Origin of the sequence: Arthrobacter sp. efr-133-TYG-118 (genome assembly GCF_030209755.1) — a bacterium.
Classification (GTDB): Bacteria; Actinomycetota; Actinomycetes; order Actinomycetales; family Micrococcaceae; genus Arthrobacter.
In genome coordinates this window covers 19,878-38,313 of the sequence record NZ_JARVRH010000033.1, presented here as the reverse complement: position 1 = coordinate 38,313, position 18,436 = coordinate 19,878, and the positions used below count along the sequence as shown (strand labels likewise).

Sequence of the window (18,436 nt, the reverse complement as noted above, 5' to 3'; positions counted from 1 at the left end):
ATCCGCCACAAGGCTGACAAGGATGTCTTCAACTGAAGAGCTTCTGAAGCGTCTCGGTGTCTCCATTGACGCCGAGACGCTTCGTCTTGCTCTGACACATCGTTCATACGCGTATGAAAATGGCGGGATTCCCACCAACGAGCGCCTCGAATTCCTGGGCGACTCCATTCTGGGCTTTTCCGTGACCGATTCGCTGTACCGCGACAACCCGGCACTGCCGGAAGGCGAACTCGCCAAGCGACGGTCCGCCGTCGTCAGCACCCGCGCCTTGGCAGGTATCGGCCGGGATCTCGGCATCGGCGAATTCATCTACCTCGGGCAGGGCGAAAGGCTCACCGACGGTAAGAACAAGTCTTCAATTCTCGCGGACACCATGGAAGCGCTCATTGGTGCCACTTACCTTTCCAACGACATTGAGACCGCCCGGCAGCTCGTCATGCGGCTCGTTGGTCCCTTGCTCAAGGACGCCGCAGCCCTCGGGGCCGGCACCGACTGGAAGACCAGCATGCAGGAGCTTGCCGCGAGCCGGCAGCTCGGGTCCATCTACTATGCCGTCGAAGGCTCCGGTCCGGACCACGCGCGCAGCTTTGAGGCAGTGCTCCAGATCGGCGGCACCGCCTACGGCAAAGGCACGGGCCACTCCAAAAAGGAAGCCGAGCAGGAAGCCGCCGCGGATGCGTGGCGCACCCTTAACAGCAAAGTCACACTGAACAGCAAGGTTACGCTGAACAGCAAAGCCGACTCTCCAGCTGATCCTGCGCACAGCGCCTGATTCCACATGCCGGAACTGCCCGAAGTCGAAGTGGTCCGCCGCGGCCTGGCACGTTGGGTGCGCGGCCGGACCATTACGTCCGTGGACGTCCTTGACCCCCGTTCCATCCGCCGCCACGCGTTGGGCACGGAAGACTTTATCGGCAACCTTGAGAACTCCACGGTTTTGGATGTGGTCCGCCGGGGTAAGTTCCTGTGGATGCCCCTGCTGACCGAGGAACCCCGCGGCGCGGGCGGCACAGGAGAAGCGATGCCGGTCGAGGCGATGCCCGGCGTCGCGCTGATGGCGCACCTCGGCATGAGCGGGCAGCTCCTCATGCAGGACCCCCGGGTTCCCGATGAGAAGCACCTCAAAGTCCGTCTCCGCCTCAGCAGTTCCGACGGCATGCCCGAGGAGTTGCGGTTTGTGGACCAGCGGATCTTCGGCGGACTTTTTGTCACGTCCCTTGTACCGACGTCCGACGGCGGTCCCGGCGGCCAGGGCGAGACGCCCCTTCCGGAAATTGCCGAAGAAGCTTCGCACATCGCCCGCGATCCCTTGGATCCGCACTTTTCCTTTGACGCGTTCTACCGTAAGGTCAAGGCCCGGAAAACAGGGCTCAAGCGTGCCTTGTTGGATCAGGGTGTTATTTCCGGGATAGGCAACATCTACGCCGATGAAGCCCTCTGGCGGGCCAGGCTCCACTATGCCAAGCCGACAGACACCCTTAAGCGGGCCGACGCGCTGAGGGTCGTCGATGCCGCGAAGGAAGTCATGAGCGACGCCCTCGCGGCCGGCGGGACGAGCTTTGATTCGCTTTACGTCAATGTCAACGGAGCTTCGGGATACTTTGCCCGGTCCTTGGATGCCTATGGCCGGGCGGGCGAGCCGTGCAGGCGTTGTTCCGCTGTTGGACTTCCGGGTGTGATCAAACGCGAGCAATTCATGAACCGCTCCTCGTACAGTTGCCCTATCTGCCAGCCGAAGCCGCGCAACGGCCGCTGGTAGCAGCCCGGAAATCCTGGACGGGCACGCAAAACAGGTAGTACTACGCTACTCAATTCCTCCCTCCCGGTGACAGACTGCCGCCATGGGAGCCTGGGCTGTCTGGATCGCCGGACGCCACGGGTTAGGAGACGAGAGAACGGGCCGCCTGTGTACATCTCGATGGCTGACCGCACCGGCGGCAAAACGGACCCCGCCACAGCAGGCGCCGAACTGGCGGCTGGTTCGGGGGTCGCCTTCCGGTTGTCGCCTGTCATCCTCTGGCTCGGAATCGTCAGCATGGCCACCGATGTTTCCTCCGAGTCCGTCTCGGCCATCCTCCCCCTGTACGTCACGGGTTTCATGGGCCTCTCGACCATCGCTTACGGGTTCATTGACGGGCTCAACCAGGGCGCCAGCGCCATTGTGCGAATTGCTGCCGGCTGGGCATCCGACCGTACCGGGCACCCGAAGCGGGTGGCCATGGCCGGCTATGGGCTGTCCATGCTGGCACGGATTGGGCTCCTGTTCGTTGGCGGATTCTGGTCGCTCATCGGGATCGTCGCCGGTGACCGCATCGGCAAGGGCATCCGCACAGCACCGCGAGATGCCCTGATCTCGGCAGAAGCCCAGCCGGAACATCTGGCCAGATCTTTCGGCGTGCACCGGATGCTGGACAACATAGGCGCCGCAGCAGGGCCGTTGCTGGCGTTCCTGGTCCTCCTGCTGATCCCGAACGGGTTCGGCACGGTCTTTGTGGTGTCAGTGGCGTTCGCGGTGATCGGCGTAGCCGTGTTGGTCTTGGTGGTGCCGGACCGGAGGACGCCGCGCGCGGCAGGGGCGCGGACAGGCGCACGTCATGCCTTTAGATGGAGCCAGCTGAAGGAACCCGGACTCACGAGGCTGCTTGTGACGGCCGGGCTGTTGGCCCTGCTGACAGTTGGGGACGGATTTATCTACCTGGTCCTGCAGGACCGGGACTCGTTCGCCGTGCAATGGTTCCCGCTGCTCTATGTGGGAACGAATATCTTCTACCTCGTCCTGGCGGTTCCGATGGGGCGGCTTGCAGATCGCTGGGGCCGGGTCCGGGTGTTCCTCGGAGGCCACCTTGCCCTGCTGGCCTGCTATGTGCTGGCTGCGGCCCCCTTTGGAGGGATCGGTGTCACGGCGGCCTGCCTGATGCTGTTGGGGCTGTTCTACGCCGCCACCGATGGCGTGCTGGCAGCGCTCTCCAGCCGGTTGGTCAGGCCGGAGAAGGTCGCCACAAGCATCGGCGCCGCCCAGACCGTCGTCGCTCTATGCCGGATGGCGGCGTCAGCGGGTTTCGGGATCCTCTGGTTCGCTATCGGAGCGTCAGCTGCCATGCTGACAGCCGCCGTCGTGTTGGCTGCGGTGCTGGCGGCCACGGCCATGCTCATGGGCACGTCGCGGAAACCGGCGGCCCGCGCATGACGTCGCGCAGCCGGAAGACGGCTGCAACGCGCGGGGCGGCAATCCCGCCCACCACTCATGAACGGACCGGCGGATCAACCGGGCAACGGTTGATGATCAGCAGGCAGCGCGTCATAACGCTGCTTGTCATCACGGTGACGGCCATCGCGGCGGCTGGAATATATGCGGCGCTGGAATTCCAGGGTGCCAAGGACAGCCTAGCCGCGCCGCCGCCTGTTGAAGTCACCACGTCCGAGGCCTTGCCAGTGGCACCCTTCGTTCTCTTCCGCAACACTGCCCCGGGCCAAGGCTTCGGCGAGGCTGCGACAGTACCTTTGACGGATCCGGGTGGCCCGCGGGCACTGAGCGGAATAGCCTGTGACCGGGTCTATGGCACGGCCGAGATGGCGTTCTGCCTGCAGACGAAACACGAGCTGGCTACAAACTTCCAAGCCACGGTGTACGACAGCCGCTGGAAGCAGACGTCCAGCTGGCCTCTTCCAGGGATCCCCAGCAGGGCACGGACGAATGCCGACGGTTCGCTGATGGCCTCCACCGTTTTCGTGTCCGGCCACTCATACTCCGCAGCCGGATTCTCAACGGAAACTGTCATCCGGGACCAGGCCGGGCCGGTCAGCGGAAACCTCGAAGGCTTCGCCCTGATCCTGGACGGAAACAGGATCAAGGCCACCGACAGGAACATCTGGGGCGTCACCTTCGTTCCCGGGCAGCCCGATGTTTTCTATGCAACGGCCTCTTCCCAGGGCAAAATCTGGCTGGTAAAGGGGAGCATCGCCGGGCGGACGCTCACTGTGGTCCGCGCTGGGATTGAATGCCCCTCCGTATCCCCGGACGGCACCCGCATCGCCTACAAGAAGAGTGACACCGGGTCCCTGACCGGCCACCGCCGTATCGCCGTCCTGGACCTCGCCAGCGGCAAGGAGACCGTGCTGTCCGAGCAGCAGAGCATCGACGACCAGATTGAGTGGCTGGATAACTCCACCCTGCTGTACGGTCTGCCGCGTAACGGCTCTGAAGCCGACAGCGACATCTGGTCGATCAGGACCGACGCGTCCGCGCCGCCTGCCCTCTTCATTGAGCATGCATGGTCTCCGTCAGTTGTCCGGTAGTACGCCCAGCCGCAGCCAATCCGGGCCATTCGGCGGGAGAGCGGTAGATTTAGGCCGTAAAGCAGCCGCTGCCGCCATTGAAAGAGAACCGAAACACCTTGCATCTGAAAAGTTTGACTGTCCGGGGATTCAAGTCGTTCGCGTCGGCCACGACGTTCGACTTCGAGCCGGGTGTCACCGCAGTTGTCGGCCCCAACGGTTCGGGCAAGTCCAATGTTGTTGACGCGCTGGCCTGGGTCATGGGCGAACAAGGTGCAAAGACCCTGCGCGGCGGCAAAATGGAAGACGTCATCTTCGCCGGCACATCGGGGCGGCCCCCTCTGGGCCGCGCACACGTTGCCCTGACGATCGACAACGCCGACGGCGCCCTGCCGATTGAATACAGCGAAGTCACCATTTCCCGCACGCTGTTCCGGACCGGCGGATCCGAGTATGCCATCAACGGCTCGCCATGCCGCCTCCTGGACATCCAGGAACTGCTCTCGGATTCAGGCCTTGGCCGGGAGATGCATGTGATCGTGGGGCAGGGGCAGTTGGACCGTGTCCTGCACGCGACGCCCGAGGACCGCAGGGGATTCATCGAAGAAGCCGCAGGCATCCTCAAGCACCGGCGTCGCAAGGAAAAGACTGTCCGCAAGCTGGAAGCCATGCAGGCGAACCTGCAACGCCTTGGCGACCTGACGGCGGAAATCCGCCGTCAACTCACGCCGCTGGGCAAACAGGCCGAAGTCGCCCGCCGCGCCCAGACCGTGCAGTTCGACGTCCGTGACGCCAAGTCCAGGCTGTTGGCCGATGATCTCGTCCAGCTCACCCGGGCGTTGCAGAAGGACGTCGCCGACGAAGCGGCGTTGAAAGAGCGCCGCGAGGTAGTTGAAGCCGAGCTCGGCGCCGGCCGCCAACGCCAGATCCGACTCGAGCAACTCGCAGCTGAGGCCACACCCAGGCTCAATGCCGCCAGGGACAACTGGTACCAGCTGTCGGCAACCAGGGACCGGCTTCGCGCCCTGGGATCGCTCGCGACCGAGCGCCGCCGTCTCCTTGGCGCCTCCGATGCTGCCCCGGATTCGGGCCGGGACCCGGACCACCTGGACCGGCAGGCCGCCCGGGTCCGGCAGGAACAGTCGGAGCTCGAGCACGACATCCTGGCAAAGCAAGCCGCGCTACTCGAGTCCACGGCGGCCAAACAGGAAGCCGAGAACCTGGCCGCGGCCGAGGACAAACGCCTGACGGCCGTGTTGCGGGCGGCAGCCGATCGCCGTGAGGGCCTCGCGAAACTCGTAGGTCAATTGGCTGCCGCACGCTCCCGGGCCGAGGCGGCCGAGGCTGAGCGGGGCAGGCTCAGGGATTCGCTGACGGCTGGCGAGGAACGCCGTCGGCACGGACAAAGTGAGTTTACGGCCCTCGAGTCACAAGTGGCCGGCGTCGAAGACGGCGAAGAAAGCCTCGACGCCGAATACGAGGACGCCTGCGCCCTTCTTGACGAGATCAACGCCGAGATCGAAGCGCTGAAAGCTGCCGAACGCGATCAAGTCCGCGAACGCGATGCGCTTGCTGCCCGCCGCGATGCTTTGCAGCTTGGACTCAATCGCAAGGATGGCTCGTCGCGGCTTCTGTCCTCGGACCACCCCGGAGTCCTCGGTTCGCTGGCTTCCCTCCTGACGGTGGAGCCCGGGTATGAGACTGCCGTAGCCGCAGCACTTGGCAGCGCCTCCGACGCCGTCGTGGTGGCGGACAGCGCCGGGGCCGTCGCCGCGATGCAGCTGTTGAAGGACGCCGACGCCGGACGCGCCTCGCTCTTGGTGGCAGGCGCGGTATCCTCAGCGGATCCCGAGCTTGGCCTGAAGGAATTGCCGACGCTGCCTGACGGCGCGCGCTGGGCTGCCGAGCTGGTGGCGACTGACGCCCCCGAAGCGAGCGGCGCAACGACAATCCTCGCGTCCACCGCCGTCGTCGACGACTTGCACGCGGCGGCGAGCTTCATTGCCGGCAACCCGACGCTCACTGCGGTGACCCGCGAAGGCGACGTCTTCAGGGCCCTGACCGTGGACGGTGGATCGGCCACGGCACCGTCGCTCCTTGAGGTCCAAGCGGCAGTAGACGACGCCGACACCCGGCTCCTGGAGCTCACCACCCGTCTTGAGCGGGGAAAGTTCGCGTTGGCTGGAGCCGAAGCACGCCGCGCCGATGCCCAGGAACGGGCGAACGCGGCGCTGGACAAACTCCACGACTCGGATGCCCGCCTGGCCGCCGTCGCAGAACGGCTTGGCCACCTGAATTCCCAGTTGCGCAGCGCCGTCGCGGAACGTGATCGAATGGCGGAGTCCCTGGCCAAGGCCGAACTGAACATCGCCGTCGCAGAGGAATCCCTTGAGCTTGCAGCGGAACGGCTGGCCGCGGCAGAAGAAGCCCCCCAGGAGGAAGAGCCTTCCACGGAGCACCGCGATGCCTTGGCCAGGGCTGCCAGCGACGCCCGGTCGCGTGAGATGGAGGTCAGGCTGGGGTTGCGGAGTGCCGAGGAACAGCTCGCCGCAACCAGCAACCGGGCCACTTCCCTGGAACGGGCCGCCGCGAGCGAACGGCGGGCACGTGAGGAAGCCGCGCGCCGGGCCATGCGCCGCAAAGCGCAAGCCGAGCGGGCCTCCGCCGTCGCTTCCGCCGTCGAACAGGCTGTGCGTTTCGTTGACATTTCAGTGGACCTGGCCGCCCGCGCCCGCGACCTCGCCGAAGCCGTCCGGGAGCAGCGCGAAAAGGAACTCGGCGATGTCCGGAGCAGTAACGGGACCTTGGCCCAGGAGCTGGCGGGACTGACGGATTCTGTCCACCGCGACGAACTGGCCCGGGCCCAGCAAAGGCTCAGGATCGAAGCGTTGGAAACGCGCGCCATCGAGGAGCTCGGCCTGTCAGCGGAACAGCTCGTGGCCGACTTCGGTCCGGAGCAGCCCGTTCCCGTGCCCCCCGCTACAGTGGACAAATGGGCGGAACTCCGCGCAGCGGTGGATGAGGACGGAAACACCATCGTCGAGGGTGTTCCCTTTGTCCGCGCCGAGCAGGAGAAGCGGCTCCGCAAAGCCGAACGGGACCTCGCAGCCCTTGGCAAAGTGAACCCTTTGGCGCTTGAGGAATTTGCCGCACTTGAGGAACGCCACCAATTCCTGAGCACGCAGCTGGAAGACCTCAAGTCCAGTCGCAAGGACCTTTTGGACATCATCAAGGAAGTGGACAACCGCGTCCAGCAGGTCTTTGCCGAGGCCTTCGCGGATACCTCCAAGCAGTTCGACCACGTCTTTGCGCGGCTCTTCCCGGGCGGGGAAGGCAAATTGGTGCTGACCGACCCCGATGACATGCTGACCACCGGCATCGAGGTCGAGGCAAGGCCTGCCGGCAAGAAGATCAAGCGGTTGTCCTTACTTTCCGGTGGCGAACGGTCGCTGACGGCTGTTGCGTTGCTCGTGGCGATTTTCAAGGCGCGGCCTTCGCCGTTCTATGTCATGGATGAAGTGGAAGCCGCGCTGGACGACACGAACCTAGGCAGGCTCATCACGATTTTCGAAGAGCTGCGCGAGTCCAGCCAGCTGATTGTCATTACGCACCAGAAGCGGACCATGGAAGTTGCGGACGCCCTCTACGGAGTGACAATGCGGGGCGACGGCGTGTCCACTGTCATCAGCCAGAGGCTCGGTGCCGAGGTCTAGCTTTGTGAGAAGCTAGGGGAGTGAACGATCTCCTCCCCATTATTTTGTCCATTGTCGCTGCCATCGTGGTGGTCGGAGGGCTGATTCCTGTCCTGCTCAAGGCGCGGAAGTCCTCCTCGACTTACGCTGGAACGCACGACGCCAACGATCCCGCCGGCAAGGCGCCGGCAGGCGGCGGAACGATCGTCGACGACGCCCCCGGGGCCGCACCGGACCGCACGTCGCCCGGACCCGTCGTCGAACCCTCCGACCTTGCCGTACCGGAGACCGACGTTCCGGACGACGCCGCGGGACTGGAACTTATCCAGGTGGAGACCCCCGCGCCTGTCGAGGGCCGCCTCAACCGGCTTCGGGCGCGATTGGTCAAGTCCAACAGCATTCTCGGCAAGGGGCTCCTGGCCCTGCTTTCGAGCGACAAGATCGACGAAAACGTCTGGGACGAAGTCGAAGAAACACTGCTCCTTGCCGACCTCGGCACCGAGCCCACCATGCAGTTGGTCGATGCTTTGCGTGCACGCGTAAAGGTCCAGGGCACCCGCAGCCCGGAGGACGTCAAGGCACTCCTGCGCGAGGAACTCATCAAGCTCGTGGACCCCACGATGGACCGCAGCCTCAACGTGGAACGCAAGGGAGCCCACCCCGCCATCATGATCGTCGTCGGCGTCAACGGGGTGGGCAAGACCACCACCGTTGGCAAGCTGGCGCGGGTTCTCGTCGCCGAAGACAAGGACGTCCTGTTGGGCGCAGCCGACACCTTCCGTGCAGCGGCTGCGGAGCAGCTTGCCACATGGGGCCAGCGTGTCGGCGTCGCAACCGTGAGGTCGCACGTCGTCGGCGCGGACCCGGCTTCTGTCGCCTACGAAGCCGTCAAGGCCGGCATTGAGCAGGAAGTGGATGTCGTGATGATCGACACCGCGGGGCGCCTGCAAAACAAGGTCGGCCTCATGGACGAGCTGAGCAAGGTCAAGCGCGTCATCGAGAAGCTGGCCGAAGTGGACGAAGTCCTGCTGGTACTGGATGCGACCACCGGCCAGAACGGCCTGAACCAGGCCAAGGTCTTCTCCGAGGTAGTCAACATCACGGGAATCGTACTAACGAAGCTCGACGGCACCGCGAAGGGCGGGATCGTCGTCGCGATCCAAAAGGCCCTCGGTGTGCCGGTCAAGCTTGTCGGCCTCGGCGAAGGCCCGGACGACCTCGCGCCGTTCGAAGCCGAAGCTTTCGTCGACGCCTTGCTGAACTAGCCGCATCCTCCCAAGTAACTAGCAGTTAATGTCGTTTTCGGCCCTGAAAACGACATTAACTGCGAGTCAGTTGGGTGTGTCGGTGCGTTCGGGGCCGAGCTGCATCGGCTCGCGTGCCGCGGACCAGCCGACGGCGGCGAGCAGGAGGATGCCGCCGGTTGCGCCGAACGCCCAGCCGTAGCCAAGTCCATCGGCCAGGAGACCGACCAGGACGGGGCCCACGATGGCTCCGGCGTCGGAGGCCATCTGGAAGACCGCCAGCACCTTGCCACCGGAGCGGCCACGACCGATGATGTCCCCGACGGCGGCCTGCTGGGCCGGGTTCAGCAAGCCGGAGCCGAAGCCGGCCGCGGCAGACGCAGCGAAAAACGCGGGAAGATTGCCCGTCAACCCGATGGTGGCGGTGGCCAGCCCGGTGACGACCAAGCCCAGCAGCATCATGGGCTTGCGGCCGAGACTGTCAGCCATACGGCCGGAGAAGGTCAGCGCCAGTGCGTTTCCCCCTGCAAACACGGCCAGCGCCCAACCCGCCGAGGCCGATCCTCCGGCCAGGACAACCACCGCGAACAATGGCACAGTGGCCATGCGCACGCCAAAGGTAGCCCAGCCGTTGCTGAAACTGGAGAACAGTGCGGCCCGGTACGCAGAATCGCCCAGGGCCTCCTTCATGTGCATTGACGGCCCCGCCGCGCCGCCTTGCTTCGCTGCCTTTGAACTGCCCGTGAGCTGCGTGCGCACAACCAAGGCCGCCAAGACCAGGGCCGCCGCATAGGCAAGGAACGGGACGCGCAGGCCGAACCCGGCCAACAGGCCGCCAACCACGGGCCCCAGGACACTGCCGATCAGGAAGGCGGAGGCGTACGCGCCGGAGACCCGTCCACGGCTTTCCGGAGGGGCGAGCCTGATCAACAGGCCCATCGCCGCGACGGTGAACATCACGGAACCAGCTCCGCCAAGCCCCCGGAAAACCAACAGTTGCCAATAGTTCTGGGCGAAGGCGCACGCCGCGGTCGACGCCGCCACGATCAGCAACCCAGCGATGTACACGGGACGCTCGCCGAAGCGGCCCATCAGGGCACCACCGGCTGGAGCGAACACCAGGCGCATGAAGGCGAAAATGCTCACGATCACCGCGGCTGCCGTCGCCCCGACGTCGAACGTCGTGGCGAACTGGGGGAGCACGGGCGCCACGAGGCCAAAACCCAGTGCGATCAGGAACGCCGCCGCCAACATCACCTTGATGTCCCTCGGCATTTCAGCCTTCGCGGCCCTCGCCCCTTGATTGGCGGGGGATTTGGGGCTTGCGGTCATGGTGTTGGAGTCCTCTGGGTAGTGGGAACGTCGGGAAAGTGGAACTGACGAAACATATCCGTAACAAGGGTGATATGCACCATTTACGTTCGAGAAGTTCTTGTAACAGCCCCGCAATCTAAAACCTTCGCAGGTGAAACACTGCCCCGCAAAACTCTTACATAGAACGCAAATGCGTTGGGACAGGCGGCAAAGTCCGCAACAAAGAGCAGAGAGGACGTAGACCATGGAATTCACCGCTGGTCTCGTTTGGCTCCTGGTCGCGTCAGCCTTCGTGCTGTTCATGACCCCGGGCCTGGCATTCTTCTATGGCGGCATGACCCGTGCCAAGGCCGCCCTGAACATGATGATGATGAGCTTCATCGCCATCGGCACAGTGACCATCGTCTGGGTCTTGTGGGGCGCATCGATGTCCACGAGCAACACGGACAACTTCTTCCAGCTCTTCGCAAACCCGTTCAGCCACTTCGGCCTGCACAACTTCACGGATCCCGCTGACCTCCTCAAGGTAGGCTACGCGGCCACCTTCGCGATCATCACCGTGGCCCTGATCTCCGGTGCCATCGCGGACCGTGCGAAGTTCTCGGCATGGACGCTCTTCACCCCGATTTGGGCCACGCTTGTTTACGCACCCATGGCTTACATGGTGTGGGGCGGCGGCCTCTTCTCCAAGGACGGCTGGTTCGGCCAGACGTTCGCTCCGGTCATCGACTTCGCCGGTGGCACCGTGGTGCACATCAACGCTGGTGTGGCCGGCCTGATCCTCGTCCTGATCATCGGCAACCGCAAGGGCTTCGGCAAGGACCCGAACCACCGCCCCCACAACGTGCCCCTGGTCATGCTCGGTGCGGCCATCCTGTGGTTCGGCTGGTTCGGCTTCAACGCCGGTGCAGCAGCAACCGTCGAGCAGGCGGGCCTCATCTGGATCAACACCCTCGCTGCTCCGGCAGCGGCCATGCTCGGCTGGCTCATCGTGGAGCGCATCCGTGACGGCCACCCCACCTCGCTCGGAGCCGCTTCGGGTGTCGTCGCCGGTCTGGTCGCCATCACCCCGGCTTGTGCCAACGTTTCCCCGCTCGGCGCCATCGCCCTCGGTGTTGCAGCCGGCGTTGCCTCGGCCCTCGCCGTCGGCCTGAAGTTCAAGCTCGGCTACGACGACTCTCTGGATGTCGTCGGCGTCCACCTCGTGTCCGGCATCATCGGCACGGTGGCCATCGGCTTCCTCGCCACCCCGACCCAGGGTGCAGCCGGCCTGTTCTACGGCGGCGGTACCACCCAGCTGGTTGCACAGTCCCTCGCAGCCCTTTGCTCGATCGTCTTCACCGGCGTCATGACCTTCATCATCGCCTACCCGATCCACAAGCTCATGGGCTTCCGCATCTCCGAACGCCAGGAGATCGCCGGCGCAGACCTCAGCCTGCACGCCGAAACGGCATACGAGTTCGGGGTCGGCGGCCACGGCGGAAGCTTCCAGCCCCTTCACGACCTCATCACGGGCAAGGTATCGTCCGAATCAGCCGACGAAGCATCCGTATCAGGCAAGGAGAGTGTCCAGGCATGAAACTCATCACGGCGATCGTCCGCCCGGAGAAGCTCGACGCCATCCGCGAGGGGCTCGAAGCATACGGGGTACAGGGACTGACGGTCAGCGCGGCCAGCGGCTACGGCCGGCAGCGCGGTTACACCGAGGTGTACCGCGGGGCTGAGTACAATGTGGACCTGCTCCCCAAGATCCGCGTGGAGGTCCTGGCCACGGACGAGCAGGCAGACGACATCCTCGATGTCCTGATTGCTTCCTCCAACACCGGCCGTGCCGGTGACGGCAAAGTCTGGACCGTAGACGTCTACGAAGCCGTCCGTGTGCGCACGGGCGAACGAGGCGCAGCCGCCATCTAAGGCACCAACGCAAAGGAGGGGCCGGGTACCTGCAAAGGTACCCGGCCCCTCTTGCGTGTGCGCTTCCGAAGGAGTGCGGCCGTCTGGCTAGCCCCCGACGGCGGTGGGCCAGTCCGCGGGACCGGGCCCGCCGGCGTCGTACTCTTCGAGCGGTACGGAATCCTTGGCCCAGGCCTTGATCACGGGCTCGATGATCCGCCAGCAGTCGACGGCGGTGTCGCCGCGGACTGAGAGCAGGGGATCGCCGGTAATGACGCCCTCCAACACTTCTCCGTAGGGCAGCAGATCAGAAGCATTCAATTCCGCGTTGAGTGTCACGCGATTGAGCGTGAAGATGTTTCCAGGACCGTTGACGTCGACGTCGAGCTGCAGGGTGTCAGGACCGAACCCGATGCGCAGCCGGTTGGGGGAGTCCACGCCCTCGAATCCGGACGGCAGGTGTGGAACGGGCCGGAAGGTGACAATGGCCTCTTTCCGAGCGGCACCCAACGCCTTTCCCGAACGCAGGATGAAGGGGACGCCTTTCCAGCGCCAAGTGTCGATTCCCACTTCGACTTCCGCGAGCGTCTCCGTTTCCCGGGCAGGGTCCACGCCCGCTTCCGCGACATAGTCAGGCACGTCACGGTCGCCGGTCCGGCCGGCGGTGTACCGCGCCCGCCGGGTTGACTTCTTGTAGGGTGCGGTGATGCTGCTCGCGCGCAGCACCGTTGAAATCGCGTCGCGGAGATCGCGCTCGCCGATGCTGGAGGGGGCATCGATGGCCAGCAGCGCCATGATATGGAGCAAATGGCTCTGGATCATGTCCTTGAGGGCGCCAGCGCCGTCGTAGTAGCGCGCACGCCCCTCGAGTGCGAGGTCTTCGTCGAAGATGATCTCCACCTTCTCGATGTGGTCCCGGTTCCACACCGGCTCCAGGAAGCTGTTGGCGAAGCGCAGGCCGAGGATGTTGAACACGGTGGCCTTGCCAAGGAAGTGGTCCACGCGGTGGATATGGTCTTCCGGGACCAACGCGGCGAGGGTCTTGTTGAGTTCCCGGGCGGATTCGGAACTGGATCCGAAGGGTTTTTCCATCACCAGGCTTGTTCCGGGAGGAAGTTGCCCGGCAGTGAGGACCTCGCAGGCCTTCTGGCTGATGTGCGGGGGCAAAGCGAAATAAACGGCGATTGGTGCTTCGAGCCCGGCCAGGAGCGTCGCGAGCTGGCCGTCGGCCGTGACATCCAATTGCTGATATTCGGTACTTTTCTCCAAGGCCGCGATTGCTTTCTTGCCGGCGGCGCCTGCACCGCTGGCGGCCTCCTCGAAGGCGCCACCCACACGTTTGGTCCACTGCTGGGGCGTCCACGGGTCGGAGCCGGCTCCGACAAGTTTCAGGCCGTCTGCGAGGCCGTTGGCCACGAGCCTGGCAAGGCCCGGCAACAGCAATCGGCCCGTCAGATCTCCGGAGGCGCCTAGGATGAGCAACGTATTTACTGTTGTTTTGCTGGTCACTGTGCCAGCATGCCATCTTGCAGGCGCGTCTTGGTACCCTAGATAGTCGAGTCCCTCAGTTGAGTCAGATTTGTTTGGGGCAGGAATCGTCAAGATATTGGTGCGTCGGAACGGCCGCCATTCGTAGACCATTGAAAGAAGTGCACGGCGCGTGTTCAATTCACTCTCTGACCGGTTGACAGCAACCTTCAAGAATCTCCGTGGCAAGGGCCGCCTCACCGAGGCCGACGTCGACGCCACCGTACGGGAGATCCGGCGCGCCCTTTTGGACGCCGACGTTGCCGTTCCCGTGGTCCGCGAGTTCACCGGCCGCATCCGTGAACGCGCCCTGGGCGCCGAGGTTTCCGCGGCCCTGAACCCGAGCCAGCAGATCGTCAAGATCGTCAACGAGGAACTCCAGGAGATCCTCGGCGGCGAGACCCGTCGTATCCGCTTGGCGAAGACCGGCCCCACCATCATCATGCTCGCCGGCTTGCAGGGTGCGGGTAAGACCACCCTCGCGGGCAAGCTTGCCAAATGGCTCAAGGCCCAAGGCCACAGCCCCGTGCTCGTCGCCGCCGACCTCCAGCGTCCCAACGCCGTGACGCAGCTCCAAATTGTCGGCGAACGGGCCGGCGTTCCCGTCTTCGCGCCGCACCCGGGCACCACCTCGGATCTGGATGTTCCCACCGGCGACCCGGTCGCCGTCGCAAGCGCCGGCGTCGACGAAGCCCGCCAGAAGCTGCACGACGTCGTGATCGTGGACACCGCGGGCCGCCTCGGCGTCGACGCCGAAATGATGGACCAGGCGCGCCGCATCCGCCAAGCGATCATCCCGAACGAAGTTCTGTTCGTGATCGACTCCATGATCGGCCAGGACGCCGTCAACACGGCGGTTGCCTTCGATGAAGGCGTCAACTTCACGGGCGTTGTGCTGTCAAAGCTCGACGGCGACGCCCGCGGTGGCGCCGCCCTCTCGGTAGCGTCGGTCACCGGGAAGCCGGTCATGTTCGCGTCCACCGGCGAAGGCCTCGACGACTTCGAACTGTTCCACCCCGACCGCATGGCTTCCCGCATCCTCGATATGGGTGACGTTCTCACCCTGATCGAGCAGGCCGAGAAGAACTGGGACAAGGATGAAGCGGCCCGGATGGCGAAGAAGTTCGCCGACCAGGAAGACTTCACCTTGGACGACTTCCTCGCCCAGATGCAGCAGATCCGCAACATGGGTTCCATGAAGAAGATGCTCATGATGATGCCGGGTGCGCAGAACATCCGCCAGCAACTGGAGCAGTTCGACGAGCGCGAAATCGATCGCGTGGAGGCGATTGTCCGCTCCATGACCCCGCACGAGCGTTTGGCTCCGAAGATCATCAACGGTTCCCGTCGCGCCCGAATCGCACGTGGTTCCGGTGTCCACGTCTCCGAGGTCAACGGCCTCCTGGAGCGTTTCGCGCAGGCCCAGAAGATGATGAAGAAACTGGCCCAGGGCGGCGGCATGCCCGGGATGCCTGGCATGCCCGGCCTCGGAGGCGGCGGTTCCCGCAAGGGAAGCAAAAACGCGCCCAAGAAGAAGGCCCGTTCCGGTAACCCCGCCAAGGCGGCCCAGGAACTGCGCGACGCCGAGAACAAGCGGGCGAAAGCCGTTCCCACCGGCGCGGCGTTCGGCCAGGCGGGCGGCGACTTCGATCCCTCGCAGCTGAACCTGCCCAAGGGCTTCGACAAGTTCCTCGGCGGCAAGTAACCGTCCACCCAACTGGCTAGCAGTAGGTGTCGTTTTGAGGGCTCAGAACGGCATCAATTGCCAGGTAGTTGGGTGTCAGCCCCGTGCCATAGGCTGGGGGAATGCAAAAGCAGCGCGTTGTGTTCGTCCACGGAGCCGGTACATTCGGCGCTGCCGCTTGGCCGAAACAACACGGTATGGCGCTGAAGTACGACGCACTGTTCCTGAAACGCCACGGCTTTGATGCGCAGGTCGAGCCGTTGGAATCCGACGTTGCCGCGGATGTGGACATTATCCTGGAGTGCCTTGGAGGACGGGAGTCCGCGTCATCCTCCGGCCCCGCGCGTGGAGGCCACGTCGTAGCGCACTCCCAAGGCGCGATTTCAGCCATGTTGGCCGCGGTGGAGCGGCCGGACCTGGTCCGGTCCCTCGTGCTGGTGGAACCTGCTTGTCTTTCATTGACGGCCGAGTTGCCCGCCACCGCGGCTTACCGGGCACTCATGGAGCCGTTGTTCCGGATCCGGCACGAACTCAGCGATGACGATTACCAACGCGAATTCGTTCGCAGGGCGTTTTCCTCGGAGGCGGCCGTCCTCAGCACCCCGGAGGCCCGGCGTACCGCTCGGCGCCTGCGGCTCCAGGCTCCGCCGTGGGAAGCGCCCCTGCATATTGTGCCGGGGGTCCCCACGCTTGTCCTGACCGGTGGTTGGGAACCCCTCTACGAAGAGATCGCCGGCTACTTGCAGGAAACCGGCGCCCTCCACCGCGTTGCGGCTGGAGGACACCGGCCTCATGACTCAGTTGAAGGAGACCGGATGATCCGGTCCTTCATCGCGGATGTCAGCCGCGCCGGATCAGTCCAAGCTTCCTGATCAGTTCAGGCGTCCTGACTTTGTTCCGAGCTTTCCTGCGGGAACCTCGAGCTCGGGCAAGTAGACCTTGCCGCCGGATGCCAGGAACTCCTCGCTCTTTTCGCGCATCCCGCTGTACATTTCCGCGATGGCCGCTTGGGAATCCGCGGAGCCGTATTCGTCGCGGATGTCCTGGCTGATGCGCATGGAGCAGAATTTCGGTCCGCACATGGAACAGAAATGCGCCGTCTTGGCCGGTTCTGCCGGGAGCGTCTCATCGTGGAATGCTTCCGCGGTGACCGGATCCAATGACAGCGCGAACTGGTCACGCCAGCGGAACTCGAAGCGGGCCTTGGACAGGGCATCGTCGCGTTCGTGGGCGCCGGGGTGTCCCTTGGCAAGGTCAGCGGCGTGGGCGGCGATCTTGTACGTAATCACCCCGGTCTTGACGTCGTCCTTGTTCGGCAGGCCCAAGTGTTCCTTTGGGGTGACGTAGCAGAGCATCGCGGTTCCGTAGCGTGCGATCTCCGTGGCGCCGATGGCCGAGGTGATGTGGTCGTAGCCCGGAGCAACGTCGGTCACGAGCGGGCCGAGCGTGTAGAACGGTGCGCCGTCGCACAGCTCCTGCTGCCGCTCGACGTTCTCGCGGACGAGGTGGAACGGGATGTGCCCGGGGCCCTCGACCATGACCTGCACGTCGTACTTCCACGCCCGTTTCGTGAGCTCCGCGAGCGTGTCGAGCTCGGCGAACTGCGCAGCGTCGTTGGCGTCCGCCGTCGCTCCAGGGCGCAAGCCGTCGCCGAGCGAGAACGCGACGTCGTACTTGGCGAAGATCTCGCAGAGTTCGTCGAAATGGGTGTACAGGAAGTTTTCTTCGTGGTGCGCCAGGCACCAGCCCGCCATGATGGAGCCGCCGCGGGAAACGATGCCCGTCACGCGGTTGGCAGTGAGCGGCACGTAGCGAAGCAACACGCCGGCGTGGATGGTCATGTAGTCCACGCCCTGCTCGCACTGTTCAATGACGGTGTCGCGGAAGATCTCCCATGTGAGCTTGTTGGCTTCACCATTGACCTTCTCGAGGGCCTGGTAAATGGGCACGGTGCCGATCGGCACGGGGGAGTTGCGGATGATCCATTCGCGGGTGGTGTGGATGTCGTCACCCGTGGACAGGTCCATGACGGTGTCCGCGCCCCATTGCGTGGCCCACTGCAGCTTGTCCACTTCTTCGGCGATGGAGCTGGTGACGGCGGAGTTGCCGATGTTGGCGTTGATCTTCACGAGGAAGGCCTTGCCAATGATCATCGGTTCGGATTCGGGGTGGTTGATGTTGTTGGGAATGATGGCGCGGCCGGCGGCGACTTCGCTGCGGACCAGTTCAACATCGCAGTTCTCGCGAAGTGCCACGAACTGCATTTCGGGCGTCACGATGCCCTGCTTGGCATAGTGCATCTGTGTCACGGTCTTGCCGTCGACGGCGCGGCGGGGCACCGGCTGTGCGCCCTTCCACTCAGCGGAGGCGGCGCCGCGGCGCACGGCCGACTTGCCGTCGTCGAGCAGGTTCCGTTCGCGGCCGCTGTATGCCTCGGTGTCGCCGCGGGCTTCGATCCACTCGCTGCGGAACGGCTCGAGGCCAACCACGGGATCACTTCCTGGCCCAGCGGTGCGGTATATCTGGAACGGCGCGTTGGCCTCGCCGTTGGGGGATGGTTCCAGGGCGATTTCCGTGACCGGAACCCGGATTCCCGTCTCCGTGTCTTCCAGGAACGCGAGGGAATGCGACTTGAGGGACTGGGTCACCTCTTGCGCCGATCCGTTTTGGGTAGGGCTCAGTTGTGTTTCTTTGGTGCTCAAAGGATTACTCACTTCCTTCGCCGGCATTACCCGGACAGGTTCAACGGTCGCAGGCCGCGTCAGCCCGATCTCAGCCCTTGCAAGGGCCCCCGTGTGGTCGTAGAC

The 18,436-nt window shown here is 64.5% G+C and carries 13 protein-coding genes and 1 riboswitch; of the genes, 10 read left to right on the top strand and 3 right to left on the bottom strand.

What is annotated here, in order from left to right; genetic code table 11:
* Positions 1-22 precede the first annotated feature (22 nt).
* The 6 genes from rnc to ftsY all read left to right on the top strand — a co-directional run bounded on the left by rnc (position 23) and on the right by ftsY (position 9,232).
* On the top strand, positions 23-772 hold the full coding sequence (gene rnc, locus QRN59_RS22070) for a ribonuclease III (protein ID WP_284984587.1): 750 nt from the start codon (positions 23-25) through the stop codon (positions 770-772).
* 6 nt (positions 773-778) lie between these two features.
* Entirely contained in the window at positions 779-1,759 is a 981-nt protein-coding gene (gene mutM, locus QRN59_RS22065; protein WP_284984586.1) for a bifunctional DNA-formamidopyrimidine glycosylase/DNA-(apurinic or apyrimidinic site) lyase, read from the top strand.
* A gap of 159 nt (positions 1,760-1,918) precedes the next feature.
* The gene (locus tag QRN59_RS22060; protein ID WP_284984585.1) at positions 1,919-3,187 is read left to right on the top strand and encodes an MFS transporter; all 1,269 of its coding nucleotides are present in this window, start codon (positions 1,919-1,921) and stop codon (positions 3,185-3,187) included.
* Positions 3,184-4,296: a TolB-like translocation protein gene (locus QRN59_RS22055; protein WP_350225257.1), complete on the top strand. Its 1,113-nt coding sequence runs from the start codon at positions 3,184-3,186 to the stop codon at positions 4,294-4,296. Before QRN59_RS22060 ends, QRN59_RS22055 begins: the two co-directional genes overlap by 4 nt.
* A 98-nt stretch (positions 4,297-4,394) precedes the next feature.
* Positions 4,395-7,988: a chromosome segregation protein SMC gene (gene smc / locus QRN59_RS22050; protein ID WP_284984584.1), complete on the top strand. Its 3,594-nt coding sequence runs from the start codon at positions 4,395-4,397 to the stop codon at positions 7,986-7,988.
* Between the two features lie 20 nt (positions 7,989-8,008).
* On the top strand, positions 8,009-9,232 hold the full coding sequence (ftsY, locus tag QRN59_RS22045) for a signal recognition particle-docking protein FtsY (protein ID WP_284984583.1): 1,224 nt from the start codon (positions 8,009-8,011) through the stop codon (positions 9,230-9,232).
* Between the two features lie 66 nt (positions 9,233-9,298).
* Here the strand turns inward: ftsY and QRN59_RS22040 are convergent, their stop codons facing one another.
* Positions 9,299-10,543 carry an MFS transporter gene (locus QRN59_RS22040; RefSeq protein ID WP_284984582.1) on the bottom strand — a complete coding sequence of 415 codons (1,245 nt, stop codon included), beginning with the start codon at positions 10,541-10,543 and terminating at the stop codon, positions 9,299-9,301.
* A gap of 226 nt (positions 10,544-10,769) precedes the next feature.
* On the opposite strand from QRN59_RS22040, the gene QRN59_RS22035 reads away from it, so the two are divergent.
* Both QRN59_RS22035 and QRN59_RS22030 read left to right on the top strand, forming a co-directional pair.
* On the top strand, positions 10,770-12,104 hold the full coding sequence (locus QRN59_RS22035) for an ammonium transporter (protein ID WP_284984581.1): 1,335 nt from the start codon (positions 10,770-10,772) through the stop codon (positions 12,102-12,104).
* Positions 12,101-12,439: a P-II family nitrogen regulator gene (locus tag QRN59_RS22030; protein ID WP_028264639.1), complete on the top strand. Its 339-nt coding sequence runs from the start codon at positions 12,101-12,103 to the stop codon at positions 12,437-12,439. Before QRN59_RS22035 ends, QRN59_RS22030 begins: the two co-directional genes overlap by 4 nt.
* An 87-nt stretch (positions 12,440-12,526) precedes the next feature.
* On the opposite strand, the gene QRN59_RS22025 is transcribed toward QRN59_RS22030, so the two are convergent.
* A complete protein-coding gene (locus tag QRN59_RS22025; protein WP_284984580.1) occupies positions 12,527-13,927 on the bottom strand; it encodes a glucose-6-phosphate dehydrogenase in 1,401 nt (466 codons plus the stop codon).
* A gap of 151 nt (positions 13,928-14,078) precedes the next feature.
* Between QRN59_RS22025 and ffh the strand changes: the two genes are divergently transcribed.
* Both ffh and QRN59_RS22015 read left to right on the top strand, forming a co-directional pair.
* Positions 14,079-15,650: a signal recognition particle protein gene (ffh, locus tag QRN59_RS22020; protein WP_284984579.1), complete on the top strand. Its 1,572-nt coding sequence runs from the start codon at positions 14,079-14,081 to the stop codon at positions 15,648-15,650.
* Between the two features lie 101 nt (positions 15,651-15,751).
* Positions 15,752-16,501, top strand: a complete 750-nt coding sequence (locus tag QRN59_RS22015; protein ID WP_284984578.1) for an alpha/beta fold hydrolase — start codon at positions 15,752-15,754, stop codon at positions 16,499-16,501.
* On the opposite strand, the gene thiC is transcribed toward QRN59_RS22015, so the two are convergent.
* Entirely contained in the window at positions 16,502-18,331 is a 1,830-nt protein-coding gene (gene thiC, locus QRN59_RS22010) for a phosphomethylpyrimidine synthase ThiC (RefSeq protein WP_284984577.1), read from the bottom strand.
* A riboswitch (TPP riboswitch) is annotated at positions 18,327-18,434 on the bottom strand. It overlaps the preceding gene by 5 nt.
* Positions 18,435-18,436: the final 2 nt, after the last annotated feature.

Bases quoted from the DNA above. Each gene is read 5' to 3' on its own strand.
- QRN59_RS22035 (WP_284984581.1), top strand. From the start codon at position 10,770: ATGGAATTCACCGCTGGTCTCGTTTGGCTCCTGGTCGCGTCAGCCTTC.
- QRN59_RS22055 (WP_350225257.1), top strand. From the start codon at position 3,184: ATGACGTCGCGCAGCCGGAAGACGGCTGCAACGCGCGGGGCGGCAATC.
- rnc (WP_284984587.1), top strand. From the start codon at position 23: ATGTCTTCAACTGAAGAGCTTCTGAAGCGTCTCGGTGTCTCCATTGAC.
- mutM (WP_284984586.1), top strand. From the start codon at position 779: ATGCCGGAACTGCCCGAAGTCGAAGTGGTCCGCCGCGGCCTGGCACGT.
- QRN59_RS22015 (WP_284984578.1), top strand. From the start codon at position 15,752: ATGCAAAAGCAGCGCGTTGTGTTCGTCCACGGAGCCGGTACATTCGGC.
- QRN59_RS22040 (WP_284984582.1), bottom strand. From the start codon at position 10,543: ATGACCGCAAGCCCCAAATCCCCCGCCAATCAAGGGGCGAGGGCCGCG.
- QRN59_RS22060 (WP_284984585.1), top strand. From the start codon at position 1,919: ATGGCTGACCGCACCGGCGGCAAAACGGACCCCGCCACAGCAGGCGCC.
- QRN59_RS22030 (WP_028264639.1), top strand. From the start codon at position 12,101: ATGAAACTCATCACGGCGATCGTCCGCCCGGAGAAGCTCGACGCCATC.